The 22,697-nt window shown below is 68.7% G+C and carries 1 protein-coding gene (only partly in view); it reads left to right on the plus strand.

This entire window lies inside a single protein-coding gene on the plus strand: locus D5S19_RS12720, encoding a scabin-related ADP-ribosyltransferase (protein ID WP_147397378.1). The 77,223-nt coding sequence extends 39,563 nt beyond the window's left edge and 14,963 nt beyond its right edge, so the window shows coding positions 39,564-62,260 — codons 13,188 (partial) to 20,754 (partial); the first codon wholly inside the window starts at position 2. Both the start codon and the stop codon lie outside the window.

Here is a 22,697-nt window from a genome sequence, read left to right on the forward strand (position 1 = left end):
TTCGGACGAGGAGATGTCCGAGGTCCAGGGTGCGCCGGTCGATTCGGCGGGCGAGGAGTCCGGCTCGGAGCTGGACGAGATTATGGGGGACCTCCCCGGCCCGGGTCCCCGGGCCGAGCCGGAAACGTCGATGAGCCCGTTCGCCCAGCAGTTGCTGGCCGACCTCGCGGGTGCGCGGCGCGCCGATGATTCCGCCGCCGGATCGGAGGGAGCCACCGAGCCGGAGGCGGGCGTGGTGGACGGCCAGGACGAATTCGACATCTTCGAGTTCATCCACGACGCCGAGTGGTCCGCGGATCCGGGCAGCGATTTCGACTTCGCCGCGCCGACGGCCGAAGCCGGCCTCGATGGGGAAACCGGTATTCCGGAGCGGGTCGCGGAATCCCCTGACCCGTTAGCGGGCCTCGGTGATCAGCTGAACTACGAAACGTCCGCCGAGCAGGAAGCTCTGCTGGAGATCTACCACCCTCCGGTGGGTGACCACGAACCGCTGAGCCCCGAGCACCAGCGCGCGCCGGACCTGCCGGACATGCGGGAGCGGATCGTCGAGATCGAGTCCGAAATCGACGATGCCCAGCTGCCGGGTGAGCGGCCGGCGGAGGATTCACCGGCTTCGCCCCGCGAGCACGAGGTGCCCGCCTGGCGGTCCGTGCCCATCCGGCAGGTGGCCGAGGGCGAGTTCAGCGCTGCGGCTGGGCCGGTGCTGTCCGACTCCGATCGAGCTGAGCTGGCGAAGGCCGCGTTGTCGGTGCACGACGCCGTCCGGCAGGACGGGCACGGCGAGTTCTTCTTCCAGTTGCTGTTGAACGGCCCGCGGGAGGTCATGGCCAATGCGCATGCCCTGATGGCCGAGGCCGTCGCCAACGGACTCACCGACAAGATCAACGAGATACTGGGTCCGGGTGCGACCGACCGGCTGAGGATTTTCAGTGAGCTTGAAGCACGGCCGGATGCGCCGGCAGCCGATTACGGCAAGTGGGAATTGTGGCTGCGGTCGCGGCCGGAATCGCCGGCCCCGCCTCCTTCGATCCCGGCGGCGGACCGGTCGGTTGGCGGGGACGACCTGTATGACGCGACGCCGCGGCCGGAGCCGGCGGCGACGCCGAGCGTGGCCGCGGCCCCGGCGGCCCGTCCGGACGCTACCGCGGTGGGGGAGCCGGAAACGGCGCGACGGACGCGGCTGTCCGGTAGCCCGGCTCTGGCGTCCGGGAAGTTCGCCGATCCGCTCGTCCCGCTGCTGTCCGCGGACGACGCCACGGAGATCCTGGGAGCCGCCCAGTGGATCGCCGACCTCACCCGGCAGGGCCACACCTCGGTCGACGTGCTGCTCACCCTGCACGATTCGCCGTCGAGGCCGGGGGACCACGATGCCGAGTCGACGGCGATCGGCCGTGCGTTGCGGGAGTCGGTCGACGAGCTGCTGCGTGGTGACGATGAGCTGCCGTTGTCCAATGTCGACGAGCTCACCTGGCATGTGGCACACCGGATGGTGGCGGAGGCGCCGGCGGCCGATAGCGGCCGGTGGGAGCTGCGGGTGCAGCCGACCGTGCCGTCCGGTCCGGATCCTGCGCCGGAGACCGGGGTGCCCGGACCGGATTCGGCGGAGCCGGTCGCCGGGCACCGGCCGTTGCCCGATGCGGGGACCGAGTCACTCATTAAGCTGCCCGTCACCGATCATTCCGAGCGGTCGCGGTCCGCGCGGATAGATGTGTCCGATCCGCCGCTGAGCCGGGTCGTGGTGGAGGTTGTGGAGGTTCGTGATGGCGTGTCGGATCAGGATGCGCTGGCCGAATTCAAGGCCCGGATCAAGGATCACCCTGCGCTGGCCGAATTCGCGGCCCGGATCGTGGTCGATGTCGAGCATCGGTTCCGGCTCGGGCAGGAGAAGGCGGATGGCCGGCTGCACCTGACCGGGCCCATCGAGAAGCTGCGCGGGTATCGGGACGTGGTCCTGCCCGTGCTGAAGGCCGCGGTGCGCAAGGCGGTGAGTGACCGTAAACTGGATCCGGATGTCGTGGGCCCGCACCTCTCGGTGGTGGAGAAACCTGACACCGGGCCGGTCGTCATTGAGGTGATCGAGCATCAGGCGCCGTCGAATGCGCTGGCGGCGTATGCGGTGATGACGTCCTTGAGCCTGCCTTTCGCGCCGCACGGCGATGACCTTCAGGAGGCTGCGCTTCCTCGGGCAGCGGCCAGGATCGGCGGTTTCGTCCGATCGCTGGCGGCGCAGTATGCGGCCGGTGTCCCCCGGAAGAATTTGTCGACGCTCCTTCTCGACCAGCGTTCGTCGAAGGGACGGGCGGTCGTCCGGGCGAAGAATCTCACCGTCCTGGTCAATACCGTGGTGCGAGCCGAGTTGCCTGCTGATTCGGGGTTGACGCCGGAACAGGTGATCAGCGGCCACTTCCGGCTGCACCTGGCGTACCGCGACACCAATCCGGGTCTTTTCCTCGACGAGGTGGGCCCACTGCCGGAGATCGGCATCCTGCCCAAGGAGGTCAGCGCCCGGATCAGTGCGCAAGACAACCACCTGATCCGGACCTGGCAAGGCCGGCTGGATCCGGCATGGCAAGACCGGCTGGAGCAGGCACGGCAAGGCCGGCTGGAGCCGGCACGGCCGCGGGTGTTGCTGAGTCCCGACGACGAAGAGATGGGGCACGCGATCGAGCAGTTCGCGGCTAGCCAGGCTGATCGTGCGAAGAAGGGCCTGCAATTAGGGGATATCCGCCAGACTGTTCGCCGATCGGATCCGGCCGTAACCTATGGTGTGCGCTCTGATCTGCATCAGTGGATCGAGGAGCGCTTCCGGGCCGCGCTGGCCGCGCGTGGGGTGGATTCGACCGGACTGGCGCTCACCTATCAGACGCTCCGGACGAGTCGAAAAGCCCCGGCTGCGGCCACCATCGGCCTGGACCTGTATCCGGCGCCGGAGCGGAAGCTGGCGGATTACCGCAGCGGCGTGGTGAAGCAGCTGACCGAGGGGTTCCTGACACTGGTGCCGATTTTGTCGGCGACGGCCGAGCAGCGGGTGATGGAGCTCGTGCAGGGGGTTGTCGAGCGGGAAGTGGCCAATCCGGGCAACGGCGACATCTTGGCGTTCGGGGTGGTGGGCCGGGAGGACGAGGTCGAGAAGACGCACGGGATCGGACCGTGCTTGCAGCTGGCTCGAGTGCTGGCGCGGAATGCGGCGGCCCGGGCGCTTGCCGGATCGGTGAAGCCGTCGGATCTGACCAGCGCCGTCGAGGAAATGCTGGATCGCGCTGTACGGTTCAAGCCGTACTACAGCTTTCAACGCGGATTGCTGGCCGATCTGCGCACGTCGGCCGATTCCGGTCCGGCCGAGAGCGCGCCGAGCGCAGCCGAGGATCGGCCGGTCGGCGCTGCCGGGGATCGACCGCCGGGTCCGGACCCGGCGAGGGTGGGCCGGCCGAAGTCGAGGCAGGTGGCGGCAGGCCAGTTCGGCGGGCCGAAGAGTATCGAGCTGTCTCCGGCGGACGTGGCGGCACTCGCTTCGGGCGCCAAGGAGATCGTGGACCACGCCATGGCGGGGCCGAACGCCGGGTACGAAGGGCTCGACCTGCGGTTCGACCTTCAGGTGGCCCCGGGCCATGGGAATCAAGATCGGTTCCTGCGCTGGCGCGACGCGCTGGAACGAGAGGCAACGCAGGCGCTGCAGCGGGAGCTGAACTCGCGTTATCCGGCTGATCAGTACCCCGATCGGCCCACTCGGTGGCAGTTCACCGTCAGCAAGATGTCCGGTACCCGGCACACCTCCGGAAGCTGGCAGCTCTCCCGGTCCGACAGTCCCCGTCGGAGCATCGATTCCTATCGCGCGCAGGCCGCTTTGGCCATGCGGCTTACCAGCATGAACCAGATGTCGCTGGCAGACGCCGACCGGGTCTCATGGCTGGCCGAAGGTTTCGTCGACGATGCAAAGCATGCCGCGGCCGATCAGCTGCCCGGCTTCAGCCTGACCGCGTATCAGCTGTTGCCCGGCTCGGTCGAGGATTCCCGCTGGAGCCACCCGCACCAGGAGCTGCTCGAGAACGCGGTGCGGCGTAGGTACGCGGAAGATACGGAGGGCTCGTTCGACGTATCGGTCGAGCAGCTGCTCGAGCGGGTATCCGTGGCGATCGAACGGGTTGCGCGGGTGAACGACCCGCGCTTCGGGGTAGTCGTGGTGCAGCGTTGGCAGGCCGGGTCATCCGGGCCGAACCCGACGGTGGATCGTCCGGAGCCTGCTGGGGAACCGGCTGCATCGGCCGCACTGGCCGCACCGGCTGATCGAGGCCGCATCGCACTCTCCGCGGCTCCCCCGGATTTCACCCCCCTGTCGGTCCGTGACAGTGATACCGACAGCTCGGCCGATTCCGGTCCGGCCGAAAACCCGGCTTCCCGGACGCGCCGTGGCCACAGCGTCGTCACGCGTTCTTCGGCGGCCCAGAACCTCACCTGGCCGTCGGACAGTGACAGCGATAGTGACAGCGATACCAGCAGCGTTGCTTCGACGGTTCGCCCCGGCAGCGTGGTGGGCGGGCCGAGTGGTGCTCCCGGCGGGACCGGCGCATCGCTTGACGGGTCGGTGCGCACCTTCGGCATCCACGATCCCCATCTGGTGGACAAGATTCACGAGCTGGCGGACGCACTGAAAGCCTCGATCCAGTCACAGCGGGCCGTGGGACTGCCGGTTCCGCTGGTCGATATCGAAGGCCCGCGCCAGGACGCGGAATTCATCGCTGACATGCTGCGTACCGTCCTTGGCGGCATTCCGGCACTGGAGCTGCCGGACATCGACCTCACATCGGCCTCGTCGGGTCCGGTCACCGTCGAAGTGTCCGTGCCCGTGCGGCCGAACGGTCTGCTCCGGCCGCCGACGGCCAACGCTGCCGGTGGGTTCGCCATCTACGGAAGCAACGGCCGGCCCCCGGCGGCCTGGCAAGCGGAGCAAGCCGCGTTCTACGCCGCCCTCCCGCAGCCGACGCTGCATGCGCTGCCGTTCTATGTCGTCATCGACGAGATGCAGGGCATGCGGTTTCTGGTCAACGGGGTGCTGATCGACGGGGCGCAGCTCGCCGGGCACCTCCGCAACACACCGCATTTCCAGCAGTACGCGGGTCACCACAAGGTGCCAGTGGTACTGGTGATCCCCGGCAGCCCCGGCCTGGACCCAGACGCGATCGCGGCTGTGCAGGAGTTCGCCGAGGCCTTGCGTGGCAACGGCCCGTTCCGTTCCGTGGTCATCGGGTACGACCTGGTGGAAGCGGACGCCGCGACGGGCTACCTTGTACCGGGGCCGGCTCCGGTGTACACGCTGGCGGCCAAGGTCCGGCCGGAGGACGTCGCGTGGATGCCGTTCGTGGGGGCCGACGGCCGCCTTTTCGGTATGGGCTTCGCCACGAAAGCCCGGCTCAACCGGTCGAATGGGGCCTACGCCGGATATCCGCGATCGGCGACCGACCAGAGCAGGCGGGCGCTGTACGAGATGCAGAGCGATGGTTCCTCGCGGGCCAGGCCTGTGGACTGGGCAGCCGAGACCGGTGGCGCTGGGATAGGCCCCGTCGAGTTCGAGCTGGACAGCGTCGGTACGAACTTCTCCGTTCCCCACGAGGATGGGTCGAGCTGGCCCACGTTGCCGGAGGACACCGCGGACCAGATGGTGAATTCCCCGTGGTATCAGCAGCTCATCAACGGCCCGATCCGCCCGAAGGCGATCATCTACAGCTCGGACCCGAAGGCCAAGCCGGACGTGCCGAGCCAGGCCAACGCCAGGCTGCTGGCGAAGCTGAGGGAACTGAGCGGTCCGTTGCGCAGCCACGACTACGCCGGCCCGCTCCGCCGGGAAATCTTCGTGCCCAGCGCAATCGTGGCGAAGGGCGCGAAATTCACCGCGACCGCGCTTGATTTCCACAACCTGGTAAGTCCGAGACTGTCCGACGTGATCGGGTTCCCGGTGCCGGGTGCGGCGCGGAATCCGGCGGACGAGGACGCGGTGCTGCGGAAATTCCAGGACGCATTGCGGAATGGTTCTGCCGACCTGAGCGGGGTGCCGTTGAAACACCCGGCGAAACGGCCGTTGGTCATTTCGGTAGATTCGGTCGACGGCACCTTCGGCCGGGTCGCGGACTCGACCGGCCCGGTGCATGAACTGGGCGGCGATGAAATCGGTTCCGGGCTGCTGGCCACCGATACCTTGCGTTTCCTGCGGTCGGATCCGGAACGGGAGGCGGTGCTGGTCGCGCGGAATGGCGGCAAGCGGGTGAACTTCGGCGGGCTGGGATTCGATTTCGCCGGGGCGCTCCGCAGGGAAGGAATCTTCAACAGAGTTTATGCGCCGACGGGGGACGCGCACATCGAAGAAGATCGGATCGAGCTCGGCGCCGATTCGGAATTCGTGCTGGTGTCCACGCTGCGGGCAGGAGATCTGCGCACGAGCGTACTGAAGAACGGGGACGGCGAGTCGTTCACGGTGTACGTGCATTCTCGGCACGACAACAACTACGAGGCAGCCAAACGGTGGGCCGGGAACGCGACTGCCGATCGGCTGCGCACCTACCGGATCGACGGTGATACCAGCTCGACCGAGGTGAAGTCGCCGTGGCCGTCGGGCACGGTTCCGGTGTTCATCCTCGTCGACGGTGATGTCGGCATCGGCCAGGACGGCCAGGATGTGCCTCTCAACTCGGCCCTGGTCGGGTGGATCATGCGTACTGAACCGCAGGTGCGGGAAATGCTGGGCGACGACACGGAGCGGGGACTCGTGCTGGCCTGGCTGGGCGGAAAGATCACCGAGAGTGCGGGATTCTTCCGGTCCTTCAGCGGCGGTGGGTACGATCGGGTGCTGTACGCGCCGGAGAATACGTTCTACCTGTCCGACGACGGCAGAATTACCTTGCAGAACAAGGGTTTTGTTCAGCATGATCCATCGCTGCCGGACCCGGAGGCTTACTTCGCCTACCCCAAAGCCAACGAACGGCTGGGCACCTACGGGATCTTCTTCCCACGCGATGTGGCGGACCTGCACGCCATGACTGCGCCTTCGTACTCCGAGACGGGCGTGCGGCAGCAGTACTACTTCCGGGAGATCATCACCGGTACCGACGCAGCCGGCCGGCCGGTCAAGCGGTTGGTGGCTTATGTCACTCCGTGGGCGGGGATTCCACTGGACAAGCGGTTCGCCATCGACGGGCACGGCAGCAGCGAGGGTTTCGCACTCGCCCTCAAGACCGACCGGCCGTGGGAGTTCGGTGACATCGTGGTGGCCGGCGGCCGCGACATGGCCCACATCATCACCGCACTCGATCTCTATCTGCAGGCAGGGGTCGATCCCGCCGCGATAAGGGTTGGTCAGTGCCTGGTAAGAGCCAAGGGCCCGGGCGGGACCATCGAGGCGGCGGAACTTTCCGCGGCACTGCGCAAGGTTGTCGGCAACCCGCTATTGGTGTTCTCTGCTGACAACGAGGTCTCGGTGTCTCCAACCAACGCGGCCGTCAAGGCCTGGAACGGTGGCTCGTTCGCCGAGGCGACGCAGGGACCGGATGGGCCCGCGCCAGAGGTCATGTTCGGCGAGCTGTCGACAGGCCGGATCGAACCAGTGTCGATCCGGTTCTCCGAGAAGAGCAAGACGGTCGAGGGCCACGAGGTCGACAACATCCGTGCGATCGTCCGGCAGACGGTTCGCGCCGGGGCCTGGCGCCGGGCCAACAACGCCGGCCTGCCCGTGCTCTACCTCGCCGGCTACAGCAGCAACTACGTGACCGGTCAGCAGCGCGCGGACGCCGTGGAAGCGGTGGCCAAGAGCGAGGTGCGCGAGGAGATAGTGCGGTTGCGCAGGCTCTTGCTCGGGTTCGAGATCCAGCCGGAGGACATCGTCATCCGGACCTTCGATTCCGGAACACACGGTGACTCGGTGTTCATCGAAGTCGACCTGCCCCGTGCCGAACTCGGCGAACAGGCGCTGAGGGATGCCGAGGCCAGTCTCGAGCCGACGGACGCGAGCATCGCCGCGCTCGACAAGGCGTTCGCGAAGTTGCTGCCCGATTCCGTGGCACCTCAGCAGGGTTCGAACGAGGCTGCGGTGGCTGCGCTCGGTGCGGCTTTCGCGCAGTTGCGACCCAGTTCGCCTCAGCAGGGCTCGAACAGGCCTTCAGTGGTCACGCGGGGCGATCGGACCGGCTCCGGCTCGCAGCCCCCGGCGAAGCGGCCGCGAATCACCTCGTCCGAGACGGAACTGCCTCCCACCGCGCACGTTTCCGGTGGTCGCGCGATTTTCGGCAGCGAAATCTTCACGGAGGCCGGCGGCAGCGATCGGATCCTGCTCGGTCAGTGCATGACCAACGGGTCGGTGCCGGGGGGTTTCTCGGTCGCCTACCACATGAAGCGGACCTGGGAGCGGGAGTTCGGACCGGTCACGGTCGGGGGTGCCGACGCGGACACCAGGCTGGCTGTCACCGGCCGGCGGATCGTGACCGACAGCGGCCGGTTCTCCGAGGTCGACGACCTCAACCCCGCCGAGCCGGTGGAGGTACCGGACGCCCAGCCGAGCACCTCCGGCGCGACGGTCACCAAGAGCGGGCGGTCCGTGACGGCCCGGCCGGTGCCACCCGCGCCCGAGTTGACCGACGACCTGCGCCGCGGCATCGGTATGAACATGGCCCAGCAGCAGGGCGAACTGACCAACGCCAGGGCGCTGGACGCGGCGCTGGACGCCTTGCTGCCCGCGGGTGCGCGGCAAGGAGTGGACGAGTTCGCCGCCGCGCTGCGGTCCAACGTGAACAAGTTCCGCGGCATGGGACACGTCGAGGACGTCAAGATCGACGGCAAGCACTACGAACTGCACGGCTGGGCGCACTACGACTGGAACGCCGCGGAATTCGGGCCGGAGCCCGAGGCAGGCACGTCCACTGATCTCGCCGGGCCTGCGGGCAGCGCAGCGCTGGCGACGAAGGCCGGGGCGAGCCAGGGCAACTCGGCGATGGCGCTGATCATCGTCCCGGTCAGTCCCGGGTTCATGGCGCTGGGCTTCGTGCAGTTCTCCACCGACGCGAGCAACGCGGTGAACACGAGTGCGAGCAGTGAGGCCGGCCGCGAGCACGCGTTGAGCGTGCTGGTGCCGATGCGGGCGGTCCGGGTTCCGGTCCGGATCGAACTCAGCCTGCGGGGCAAGCGTCAGCGTCCGGTGGGCGAGCCGGTGGTCGTGGGCGGGCGTCGCCGTCCGGCCGTGAATCTTCTCGTGCCGAGCGGTCTCGGCGTCCGCCCGGCCGGCGCCGAAGTGGCCACGGGCAGGTCCTACGTCGAGTCGGTGGAGGTCGTCGGCCAGCGCGCGGGCAGCTACAAGGACCGTACGCTGCCGCCGACCGCCGACGGCGAGCACCGGCTGTTCGACAAGGTCGCCGGCGCGTTGCCGAAGGCTCTGGTGAAGCCGGGCCGGGTGGGCCGCCGGACGCTGCGGGAATTCCTGGACGACGGGGCATTCGCGAAGCACTACCACCAGATGGCGGTCACCCCCGAGGAAGCCGCGAAGGGCCGCGGCTGGGTCCGGTCGGACATCCTGTTCACCGGCAAGCACCCGTTCATCTCCTGGATCAACACGCCGAGCGCGGTGGAGATGCGGCTGGTCGAACGCAGCGAGCCGGAGGTGCTCGACACCGTCGACACCGCGACGTTCGGAACCGTCGATTCGTTGTCCGCCAGCGCCTCCGACGTCGGTGCCGCGGGCAGGGCGGCCAACACCAAGATCATGGGTGGCCCCAGCTTCGACACCGGCGCGATGGGCGTCACCGTCGGCCCGATGGTGGGCGGCGGCGCCGAGCGTGGGCGGGAGCAGGGTCTTTCGCACAGCGGGAGCGAGGTACACCAGAGCAGCCGGGAGGCACCGGCCCAGCGCCTCCTGCGCCGCTTCGATCTGCAGGTACGGGTTCCGGGCAAGTCGCCGATGACCTTCGCCGACGCCGTGCGGGCCACCGAATGGCGCGAGGTGCGTCCGGCTGTCGAGGACCGGAGTTCGTCCGAGACCACGGACACGACCACCTCGGGCACGACCACTGGTACGACGATCACCGACATGACGGTGCCGGACACCGCTGCATCCGAGACCACTGCGCCGGATCCGGCTGAGTCCACGCACGACACCACCAAGCCGGTCACGTCCACGTCGCCGGCCACCACCGCCGAGTCGGTCACCGCCGAGTCCGAGACCACCGAGTCCGAGACCACCACGCCGGAACCCGTGCCCGTGCCCGCCCGGCGGCTCTACGGTCCGGAGGCGCTGGAATCCGGCCGGGCGCTGGCCGGTGCCACGCTCGAAGTGTCCAAAGTGGCCGATCAGGTCCTCGACCTGATCGAGAACTCGGTGCGCACCGTTCCGGGACACAAGTGGTGGTACCTCAGCAGCGACCGGTTCCTCGTCCAGTTCGACGACAAGGCCGCGGGCCGCAAGATCCGCCGCAAGCTGCAGGAGGGGCTGGAGCGTCGGCAGGCGTTGCGGGACCTGCTCACCGACCGCGAGCTGTCGCTGCTCGCCGACCGCGCGCTGTCCGAGGACGGGCTGCGGATTCCGCTGGCGCCCAAGAACGGCTGGGGGCACGACTACCACGCGTCGTTCACCCTGAAGGCCAAGATCTCCGATCTGCGGGACACCGGCGAGGTCACCCGGCTTTCCGCGCCGGCGGTCGTCTCGACCTCGGATGCCGCGGGTACGGCGCACACCACGAAACGCGCGAAGACCACCGGCATCGGTGTCGCGTCGCGGATCACCACGGCGCTGTCCGAGCGGGCCGTGGTGTTCGTGAACTCGGTCTACGCCGCGTTCACCTGGACCAAGTCGGGTCTCGCCGAGTCCACCGTGAAGCGCACCGACGAGCGCGAGACCGGGACCGCTCTGGACGCCGCGGGCAAGCTCGTTCCCGAGCCACGCCACCGGTTCACCGCGAACGTCGACTGGACGCTCACCGGCACGACCTACAAGCGGCACAACGCGATGGTGCGCGGGCTCAGTTTCGGCCGCCGCGGATTGCACACGCCCCAAGCGAAGCCGATCCCCATCGTGGACCCGGAAACCGGAGTCGCTTCGCCTGAAGTGGCCATCCGGGTGGCTGCGGACATCCAGGTCCCGTCCACCTACGTGACTCCCGACCGGCCCGAGCCGCTGACCGTCACGCGCACCGAGGGACGCGAGCTGCCCGGTCTCACGCTGCGCCCGGACCCGGAGGCGCCGGTCTCCGACGACGCGCTGCGCCGCGGCCTGTCCTCGGACTTCGACGGCATCCGGGTGGTCAGCTTCGCCGGGCTCGAACACGTCCGTGCCGCGGTGAAGAACGGCCTCACCCGGGCGTCCGGTGACCCGGTCTTCTCCTTCCCGGAGAGCGATTCCAGCGTCCACATCGACAACGTCCTCTCGCCGGACGCGATCCGGGCCAATCGCCGGTTGTTCAGCCGTACCACCGGTTTCCGCGGCCTGAACTGGGCGCGGCGGCGGCTGACGCAGTACGGCGCGGCCGAGGTCTCGTTCATGCCGCGCAACGTCGAGGTGCTGTCCGGCAAGCAGTGGCAGCAGCCGACCCTCACGTCGGGCACCGAGTCGAAGACCGGCACCGGCGACGCGCTGAACTGGTCGGTCACCATGGCCGCGGACATGACGAGCTTCGGCTACTACCACAACGCGGCGCCTGAAGGCAGCGACAAGTCGGTGCGCCCCGGTGCGCTCACCGTGTTCGAGATCAACCCGATGGTGCTGGAGGGCAGCAAGTCCACCGACGTATCGACCGGTGTGGCCACCAGCACGACGATCGGCAAGCAGCCCGAGCAGTGGCATCTGGTGCGCTTCGACGTGCGGGTCACCGAAGCGGCCGAGGTGCGCTCGCGGCGGTGGCGCAATGCGTGGGGCTTCATCCGGCCGGGCGAGCCCGGGGCCGCGAACGAGCAGTTCGACCTGCCGAAGGCGGTCGTCGCCTGGGCCACCACCAAGCAGATCGACGCCATCCGGGCCAAGCAAGCCGAAGAAGACGCCCGCGTGCGCGACCTGCCCGAGCTGCTGGTTCGCGAGCCGGACGCCCGGGAGATCCCCGCGCCCGGGGCCATGCGCCCCGGCGAGTCGCTGTCGGTCGGGATCGGCGCTGTGGACGGCAAGGTCGACCTCAAATCCGTGCTGCCGCAGTTGCGTCGCGAACTCGCCCGGTCCCTGGGTAAAGCGCGCGCCCGCCAGCTGATCCCGTCTTCACCGCTGAGCACCGGGCACGACAACTACGCGGCGATCACGTCGTGGCTCGCCGAGGCGCAGACCTCGCTGGAGCATTCGCCGCACGGCGTGCCGCGTCCGCTGCGCCTGGAGGGCCGGCTCAAGGGCGAGACCTACGACGTCGTGATCACCAACGAGCTGCTGGCCGCTCCGGAGTTCACCGGCCTGACCCACAGCCGGCTTAAGCAGACCGTGACGACCACCTCGCTGGGCACCAAGGTGCGGTCCTGGACCCGAACCGCGTTGCGGATGGAGCCGATCGCCCTGCCTTCGGTCGAGGTCGGCGGGGCGCCGCCGAACGAGCACGTGTCCGAGAGCCGGCCCTACGGACTGATTGGCGGCGGGCTCATCGGCGACGTGGTGATCGGGCGCAAGCAGCGGACGGAGAAGGAGTCCCGCAGCACCGTCCACCAGCGCGCGGCCGAGGTCTCCGGTGCGCTGGCCGGCTACCGGGCGAACGTCGGGTTCACCGTCGCGATCGAACGGAACGGCAGGCGGATCGCGGAAGCCGAAGCCCAGCGCACCGTCGATTTCCTGCACCTGCCCGAGGATTCGGCCCCCGAGGGGCTGGCAGACCTGCCCGCCTCGGTGACGGAGCCGCAGCTGCGGACCGAGGACCAGGCGAGCCCCGAAGCGCTCCGGACCTGGCATGGCGCTCCGCAGAGCGACAACACGTGGGTCAGCCACGTGAAGTTCGATGTGGACAGTGCGGTGGACGCGGCGGCGCTGGCCTACCGGGAGAGCACCCGCTCCGATGAGGTGCCCTCGGAGGTCTGGCGCGCCCTGCGGACCGCGATCACCAGCCCGCGGTTCAAGGCGAGGTTCCCGATCTACGCCGCCGCCGGCGTGCCGCTGGACATCCCGGTCGGCTCCGGGATCACCCTCGAACTGCACGTCCGCACGCCCGGCCTGCCCACCCTCACCGGGGTTTCCGCCCGCACCAGGATTTCCGGCAAGTACACCGAGGGGCCGGTGGAGAAGACGCTGGCCGAGGCCTCGGTGGCCGAGCTCGGCTTGGTGGCCGCCCCGCTGCTCGGCCTCGGTGGCAAGCAGCCGCACGGCCACGAGGCGCTGGGCCACCGCGAGCAGTTCGGCGGGGGCGGGGGCCACATCCTGCCGATGAACCCGTTGGGTGGCGTCGGCTCCGAATCCGAACGCGAGGCCGAACACCACGAGGGCACCGGGATCGAGCGGTCCACCGCCTCCGCGGACCTCATCGGGTTCTGGCTGAACGACGCCGACCTGAGGTTCGTCGCCCGGCCGACCGGCCTGATCACCCGCAAGCGAACCGCCGTGGTCGATCTGCCGATCCGCAACGCACTGGTCCTGGCGAACGACTCCCGCCAGGACGCGATCCCCGTGCCGCTGGCCGAGGCCGCGCGGACCTTCGCCGACGCGGACGTCGCGTGGTCGGCCGTAGTGCCGCGGCTGGCGGGCGCGCGGGACGCGGCCGAACGCGGCGACGAGGGCGCCGCGGAAGCACTGACGGCCGTCGAGACCGAGTACGAGGACGCGACCGACGCGTGGTGGAACGCCTTCCACGGTTACCAGGCCCGCTTGGCGGAGACCACCGGCCACTTCGACCTGCGTGCGCCCGCCGAGGCGCACACCCTGCCGCCGCTGCGGCTGGAGTCCGAAGTGGACTGGACCGCGCCGGTGCTGGCGGAATACGGTGCGCCACCACCAGATCCCGATCCCGATCCCGATCCACCCGTCGTTTTCCCGCCACCGGTCCGGGTCGCCCCGGGACGGCCGCTCTTCGTGACCGATCCGCGCCCGCCGCGGACCGTGCTCGCCGAAGGCTTCCCCGCCGAAGGCACCGAGCTGGACCTGTACTCCTACGTCGAATCGACCGACCCGGAAGCGACCTCCGGGTTCGTCAGCGCGTCGTTGGACCCTGAAACGGCCCTCGCGAAGCGGGATGGCCGGTATGTGTACGTGGTCGACGCACCGGGCGGGGTGGACGTCTCGGCGACCCTCGCCCGCTACGAAGGCACGGACCGCGGCCTTGTGGACCCGGCCGATGTGGTGCTCCCCGGTGAGGTGGCCCCGCGCCACGTCACCGGGTGGTTCCAGATCGGCACGGGTCCCGATGGCGAGCCGGTGCTGGGTGCGCGGACCGACAGCCGTCCGGCCGAATCCTCGGACATCGAACTCGCCGGCCCCGCCGATCTAGATCTGACCGTGCCCGAAGAGGCGAGCGTCCTGCCGCTTGCCGATCGGGTCCTGGTCGAGCGCTTCATGGGGAGCTTCGCGGAGTCCGATGAGGACACTTCGTCCGAGGTGACCGTGCGGGCGCGGGGCGACGTGACCGGCGATGGGCCGCGGAACGCCATTTCCTTGGTACAGGCGCAGATCGGCCGGGCCGCCGGCCGTTCCGGCTCGGTGTCGCCGACGATCCGTCCGGAGATCGAGCACGTCCAGGGGCGCGGCGACGTGCAGGTCGAGATCTGGCGCCCGCCCGCGCCGGTGGCCCCCGCGGTCGAGCCCATGCTGGCCAGGCGGCTGGAGCGGGGCGACGCGGTGGCCGGCAAGATCCCGGCGCACGAATACGATGAGCTGCTCGAACAGGCCCGCCGGATCGTGGCCGAGGTGGCGGATCGGCACGGCTGGAGCGCGGCGGCCCGGAGCCGGCAAGAGGACGTCGCGAAGGTCGTCCTGGCCGAGATGCGGCGCACCGACGAGGAGTCGGCCACGCAGGTCGCCACCGAAATCGGTGCGGAACTCGACGGCCGTGGCCCGCTCGTGCTGGCCGATCCGCCCGCCTTCCAGGTGTCGCGGCAGCACGGCCTGCTGCACTTCCCCGCGGAACCCGGGGCCTCCACCATTACCGCCGGCCTCGATCCGGACCGGCCGCTCACCGGCTATGTGGTCCGCGGTCGATCGGGCGAGCAGGCCGAAATCGTGCCGCACTATTCGGCGGACGCGACCGTCCTGGTGGTGGACGCCGTGCGGCCCGACGTGGTGCAGTCCGTGATCGGCTCCGCGCTGATGCGCTGGCTGGCCGGTCGTGATCCGAAGGCACCGGTGGTGCTGGTCGGGCTGGAGTCGAACGAGAACAGCGCGAGGGCCGTCGCCCGCTTCCTGCACGCCGCCGGCTACCTCCGCACGGTCGTCTACGCCGACGGCCCGTCCGGAGTGCTTCCTGCGGAAGGGAAGTACTGGCTCGGCAACGAGGACACCTCGTTCAAGGTCCTGCCGCCCCCCGCTGCCGAGCGGCAGCCGTGGTCGATGCACGCCACGGAGTTCACCACCGAGCAGCAGCGGACGACCAGGCGCTTTGTGGTGCTGCCTTCCAACGTGGGTGACCTTGACGGGCTTGGCCCCGCGTCCGCGCTCAAGGACGCGGACCTGGACTCCTACGGCGTCTTCGACGAGGCAGAGCACGCCACGACCCCGGGCACCGAGCGAACGCGATACGGTGAGTCGATCACCAAGGTGCGGCCGCTGCCCGCGACCGGCGGGGATCGGCTGTACCTGGTCGTGCACGGCGGCGAGAACGGGCTGAAGGTCTCACTCGAGGACCCGGAACCCGGCACGTTCACCCGGGACTCGTTCGACACGTCGGCGTGGATCGCGACCGCCAAGGCGTACGCACGTGGCGCGTTCGAGGGGCTGAGCCCAGATCTCGACGTGGTGCTGCTCGCGTGCAACGGAGCGGCTCCCGATGGCAGCCGCAACGTCGCAACCGCGCTCGCCGGCCAGGACCACGCGGTGCGCGTACAGCTGGCGGCGATGGTCCTCGGCCTGCGGCCCACCGTGCTCGGCTGGCGGAGCCCGGTGCGGCTGGTGCCCCCGGGGCAGGCGGACGGCGTTCCGCTGGTCAACAGCTACGAGCGGGAATTCAGTGGTACGGAACGGGATCCCGCCGTCGTCGTGCACGGCTATCCGGGCCGGCCAGGCATGGATCCCGGCTACTCCGTGCCGGTCGCCGGCCTGTTGCAGTTCGCGAAGCGGGTCGCCGACGCGACCCAGCTGCGGGTGCTGGCCGCGCTCGACAGCGGTCTGTCGTGGGACGAGGCGCTTGATCGTGGTGTCCTGCCGCGGGTCTTCGTGCCGGCCTCGGAGGTCTCCGCGGTCACCGCGGCGTTGCTGGAACCAATGCACAGCGCACTCGGTGAGTTCCCCGGGGCTCCGTCTGAGTGGGCCGTCGTGCATCACATGGTCTCGCCGGCGTCGGAAGCCGAGACGAACCTGGTGGTCATTTTCCCGCGCACGCCGATCAAGGGGGGTGGCCCCGGGCCACGTCCGCTCGGTGACGCCGAGCCGGACTCCCCTGTGGATCCGGTACTGGCGTACGAGCCGTCTTCCGGCGAATCGTCCGTGGACTCCGTGATGGCGTACGAGTCGTCGAGCGAAGCCGGCTCGACGGCGGAGACAACTGCCGTGGCCTACGAACCCAGCGCCAACACGCTGGGCGCGGTGGCCCTGGTGTCGGATCTTGTCCACGCCGAGGGCTGGCCGCGGCGGATGTACGAGGCACACTCCGCTCAGACACCGGAGCGTGGCGAGGAACCGGTGTACGCCTACCTCGAGGCCGATGAGGACGGGTTCCTCGCCGGGGACGATTACCAGCTGGACCCGGACGAGGCAGTCGAAGCGTTCCGGGCGAAAGCGCCCGCGATCCTGGCCGAACAGCCGACCCCGCTCCGGATCGTGGTGCTGGACCACTACGGCGCGGACGACGGCTGGCAGCAGGCGAAGAAGTTCGCCGAAGTGTTCCGGGGAGACGGCCCGTACCGGGAGGTGCACGCGGCGGTCGTGACCACCACGCACCAGGATCCGCCGGGCAAGGACGATTTCCGGTTGGTGTCCACGCCGCGGCCTGGGGACGCGAACGTGACGGTACTGACCAATGCCGAGGACCGGGAGTACGGATTCGATCTCTCGGCAAGCTCGTGGGTTCGTGCCAAAGCCAGGGATTCCACCGCGAGCGCCGAGCGGGTGGCGATTTTCTCTTACTCGGACTTGACCCGGAGTGTGGTCCGGGAAGGTTTCGTGCCGTCCTACTGGCGGATGGAGGAAGGCCAGACCCCGCTGCTGTGGATCTACCTGGAAGTGGCCCCGTCCGGGGATTACCACGTCGAGTACTCCGGTGGCTCGCGCGGTGAGCTGACGCCGGAGCGGGCCGCGGGCGAGCTGTACGCGAGCCCGAAGTTCCGTGCGGCGATCAAGGGTCCGGTGCGGCCCGCGTTGAGCGTGGTGATCCGGGACAACTCGCCGGAGGCGGCGCAGCGGACGCACCGTGCGCGGTTCCTGGCGGAGTTGTTCCGGCTCAGCGGTGGCCAGTGGGAGTCCAGCAGCTATGTGGGCAGTGCCAGAGTCACCCCTTGGGGACCACTGTCCCTCGAACTGCGGAGCGGGTTCCTGACCCAGCCGACGCCGTATGAGCAGGCTGAGGTGTTCCATTCGGGTTCGGTGTTCGGTTTCCCGTCGCCCGGCGGCTGGTCGCGGGCGGAGATGGCGGCGTTCGCGGAGCAGGTCCGCCACGGTCGGGTGCGCAGCGAGATATGGGGTGAAGCGGACCCGATCTTCGTGCTGGCATCCGGTTCCGGCCCAGGCACCCAGGTCGCGCACGAGGGTGGTTTCGTCACCGAGGAGAATGGCCACTGGGCGTTGAACGCGCTGGCGACGCGGCCCGAGTTCACTGATCGCCTGCGCGGCAACCACGAACTGGCGGGCCAGGGCCGCCCGATCGTCCTGGTGAAGCCGCGCAGCGGGGATCGCTGGGAGTATGGCGGCTTCGGCTTCGACTTCACCTCCGCGCAGCACTACTTCGGCGATTTCCGGCCGGTGTACGCGGTGCTCGGCGATATCAGTCCACAGTGGAATGCCGATGCCCCGCCGTCGCTGGCGTTGGTGTCGATGCCGCGCGGCGACAACGATCTGGATCTGATGGCGTTTTACGCGCCGAATGGTTCGTCGCGGCTGCTGCTGGTGCGTTCGCCGGGTGACGAGCAACTGGTCGAGGAGCTGAAGGAATGGGTGACCAATAGCTCTGACGACGGGCTGATGTCGATCCGCCTGCCGGATGGAGTCGCCTGGACACCGTGGCGGCACGGCAGGAAGAAGAAACCGCCGGTGTCGGAGGAATCACCGGTGTTGGAGGAATCACCGGTGTCGGAGGAATCACCGGTGTCGGAGAAACCGCCGGTGTTCGTGGTGTTCCGGGTGGTGGATGGCCACTATCAGGGTCAGTGGCGTGGTGTACCGGTCCCGCTGAACCCGAATGGGCTGACCGATGGAATCCGTCATTCACAGACGCTCCGGGATTTGCTCGGCCGGGGCGACACGGACGTGGATCTTTCACGTGGGCAGGAGCCGTCGCTCGTGCTGGCGCCGTACGGGGGGCCGTTGCTGGGTCGTGCGGTCATAGTGGCGGGCATTGCCGCCAGTGGGTATTCGCGGACGGTTCATTCCTCCGATGGGGAGTTCGCGTTCCACGCGGATGGCACGATTTCGTCCACCGAGGCACGCTTCATTTCCTCGCCGCCGGCTGATCCGGAGCCGGACCAGGTCGTCAGGTACCCCGTGATCGTGAAGGGAAAGATCGTCGGGGAGTCCTTCCCGTCCGCCGAAGGCGACGAGCCCGCGGACGCCAAAATGATGGTGACCGGAAAGCCGGAAAGCCTCCGGACCTACCGGCGGCAGATCGTCGACAAGGAGACCGGCCACACGCATGACGTCGAGCTGCTGGCCCCGCTTGCCGAGAACTACTGGCGGTGGCTAGGGCACGGCCTGCGGCAGGGGATGGTCTTCGCGTTGCGGGCTCCGGGGCTGCGGGCCAAGGGCGACTTCGTGATGTTGACCGGGCTGCCCGCGCAACGGGTCCTCGCCGGTGGCTCGTTCTTCCGTGCGGCGAATCCGGATCGCACGCCGTCGATGGCCTTCGACGTCTGCCACGTGAACCGGCCCTACGTGCCGGCCGACCGTGGCGGGCGGTCGGTTGCCGCGTCCATTGTGGACGCATGGCGGCTCGAATCGGCCCACCCGGTACCGGCGGCGATCGCCCCGAGCAACGTGCTGGAGCTGTGCCCCGGCGGCGTGCGCAGGGTGACGGCCGGGGGCACCCTCGGCGAGGCCGGCGTACCTCAGGAGGAGCAGCTCCAGATCGAGATCTCTGCTCTCTCGGCCGAGTCCATCGAGGACTACCGGCTGGAGTTCGAGCCCGGTCAGGACACCATTTCCGAACAGCAGCGCAAGGACCTGAAGCCGAGCATGCGGAAGACCGCGATCGCCGCGGCAGGCCGCGCTCTGCCAGGGGCCGAGGGCGGGCCGCCGTCGGTGACGATCGTGGCCGGTCCTGCGGCGGTCGTCCTCGCCGAGTCCGTCCGCGACGTGTTCAGCCGGTTCATCGAGTCCGATGCCCTGGATATGGAGCGGATCTTCGGCCTGCGGTTCGACCCGGCGTCGGTGGCGATCCGGGTGATCGAGACCGACGACCCGACCGCGGCCGGCTCGGTGACGGTCCAGGTGCACCTGCCGAAGATGACGAAACGGCCGAAGATCGGCGGCGGCCGGCCATCGGGACCCAGCGTCACCAAGGCGCCTTCGAGCCGCACCAAACTGACGCCTGCCGAAGAAGTCGCGGCCCTGCTGGCGCGTCCTGAAGGGCTTGCCGCCGATTCCGACCATAGTGTCGACAGTTCCGGCGACGAGGGTTCGGTTTCGGATGCCGGGTCTGCCGCGGTCAGTGATTCCGCGCGGTATCTCGCGGCCGGTGGGGTCCGGCCGGCTGCCGGTGCCGCTTCCTCTGGCACGAGCAGCAGGCCGTCTTCGACGGTGGGTTCTGGTTCCGATGCGGGTCGGCTGGATCGTGCGCGGGTCGATACGGAGTTGGGCCGGTCGTGGACGGTTGATCCGGCTGATCCTTCGGCGGAGGGGGAGATCCGGTCGCTGGCGGAGATGTTGCGGGCGTCGGTTCGGTTCCAGCTTGAGGATGCGTTGGATGTGCCCGAGGTCGGGGTCACCGGTCCGCAGCCGGATGCAGACCGGGTGGCCGCCATGTTGCGGACCGAACTCGGCAATGACCCGGTGCAGGCGGCCATCACGGTGATCCCGGGTGGGCCGGGTCCGGTCGTGCTCGATGTGTCTGTGCCGGTGGTTCCGCGCAGTATGTCGGAGTTCGGTCCCACCGCGAGTGTGTCGGGGGCGGTTGGTTTCGACTCCGGCACTGTTTCGGAGCGGGATAGCTGGGCGCGGTTTGTTGCCGCGTTGTCTCCGTCGAAGAGGGCGAAGCAGCCGTTCTACATTTTTGCGCGCGGCGATCGGGACGGGTTCTTGGTTGGTGGGGTTCGGGTCGATGCGGCGACGCTGGCTCGGCATGTCCGCAATTCACCGGCGTACCGCCAGCATGCGGCTGATGATCCCGAGGTGCTGGTTTACCTGGCCGCTGCGGATCCCGCGCATCCGGGCGAGTCGATCCGGGCCGACGAGGAGTTCTCGGCCGAACTGCGGGCTGATGGGCCGTTCCGTTCGGTGTATGCGGCGACGGATCTGCTGGAGTTGAATTGGGCGGGCCGGGCCGTCCTGGCCAACGGCGGCGAATTCTCGATGGTGGCCGAGGTCCGGCCGGACGACGTGAAGTGGGAGCGGCTGGTCGGCGCGGACGGGCGTCCGTTCGGGATGGGCTATGTTTCGCCGAACTTCACGCCCGGCCCCGCGATCAGCACGCTGCTGCGTGGCGCGACGAGGCATAGCGCGCGGTTCGTGTACGAGATCTATCAGGACGACCAGGGCAAGCAGCAGACGCGGGAGGTGCTGACGCCCTATGCGCCGGAGTTGGACGGCGTCCGGACCCCGCCGCTGGAGATCTATCTGTCCACTGACCTGGGCAAGATTCTGCTCCTCCTGACGAATAACGACGTGGTGGGTTTTGCTCCGGCAGTGACGGGCGAGTTGATACTGAAGTCCTCGATCTTCGGGATGCTCACCGCCGGTCCCGTTCGTCCGTCGCTGGCCCTGTTCACCGCGAGCATCATCACGCAGCCCGCCGCGGCCGGCGACGTCAATGACAAGCTGCTGCGCCGGCTGAACGAGCTGCGCGGCCCCTGGTCCACTTCGGACTACGCAGGTCGGTTCGGCTTCCTCAAGGAGGTCCCCGTTCGGCGAGTGCCCGAGGGCGCGGTGTTCCGGGAGGGCGCACCGTTGTTGATGGACGAGGTGGTGCACGTTTCGGCCGGCCTGGTGTTCGGTTTCCCGCTCTCCGGTGGCACGGAGAGCGTCGCGCAGCAGCGAGCCGTGCTGGAGGCGCTGGGTGCCTGGCTCACGGCCCAGGCCGCGGCCGGTAAGCGGGTGCCGGTGGTCGTTGTGGCGGATTCCCCGGACGGGACCTTCGTCCGCGTCGAGGCCGACCGTAACGGTGTGGTGCTGGAGCGGGGCGGCCGGCAGCTTGGGCAGATGTTGTGGGCCTTCCCGCCGTTCCGCCGGCAGCTGGAGGCAGACCCGCGTCGGAGGGTGGTGCTGGTCGCGCGGAATGGTGCGGTCCGGGTGAATTTCGGTGGTCTTGGTTTCGATTTCGCTGGTGCGTTGCGTGCCAAGCGTTTCTATAGGGACGTTTTGTCGGTTTCCGGTGATGCTGTTGTCCGGCCGGACGGGATTGAGTTGTCCGATGGTGCGAAGTATGTAGTGGTATCGGTTTTGCGGGCGGGTGATCTGCGCTTCAGCGTGCTGCGGAACCGTGATGGTGTCGTGGTCGGGTTGCATTTGCGGACGCCGGGGGACGGCGAGCAGCACGAGCGGGTCACGGCGTGGGCCGAGAACGTGACCGTCGATCGGCTCCGGCGGCACCAGGTGATCGTCGATGGGGTCGAGAGCACGGTGGATTCGTCCTGGACTGTGCTTCCGTTCTTCATGCTGGTGAATGTGGGCGATCACGGTTTCTTGGGCGAGCGGCTCGATGGAGAGGTGGAAGATGTCGTCCAGCCGGTGCTCGGCCGGGTTTTGCGTGCTGAGGCAGTCGTTCGGGACGGCCTCGGCCAAGATGGCGGCTTCCGGCAGCGGGCAGTTGTCTGGGGTTCGCTGAATGGACGACCGCTCGCCGATCAGGGCGTGGTCGACAGTTTCGCTGCGGGTGGCTACCAGCGGTTGAATTACCTGGGCATGGTCACGCTCGCCGATGATGGCGGAATCACCGTTCAGGGCCCGGATTTCGTCGCTTCCATGCCGAGGCCCCCCAGGCCGGAAGACTACGTCTCGCACGCCATGGCCAACCGGCGGATGGGTACTTTCGGGGTGTACTTTCCGCTGAACAACGCTGACGCGCATAACATGGAGCGTCACTCGCTCACTCGGAACAAGGTACGAATCCGGTACTTCTACCACGAAAGCATTATTTGCAATCCCGCGAGCGGTGATTCGTTAGAGCGATCGGCTGCTCAGGTAATGCCGCTGGGGCCGAGCGGTGTGCCGATTTGGGTGACGGCCGGGCATGGCTCGAACGCCGGTTTCGGCCGCGTCTTGAAGA

This window comes from Amycolatopsis panacis (assembly GCF_003600245.1).
Classification (GTDB): domain Bacteria; phylum Actinomycetota; class Actinomycetes; order Mycobacteriales; family Pseudonocardiaceae; genus Amycolatopsis; species Amycolatopsis sulphurea.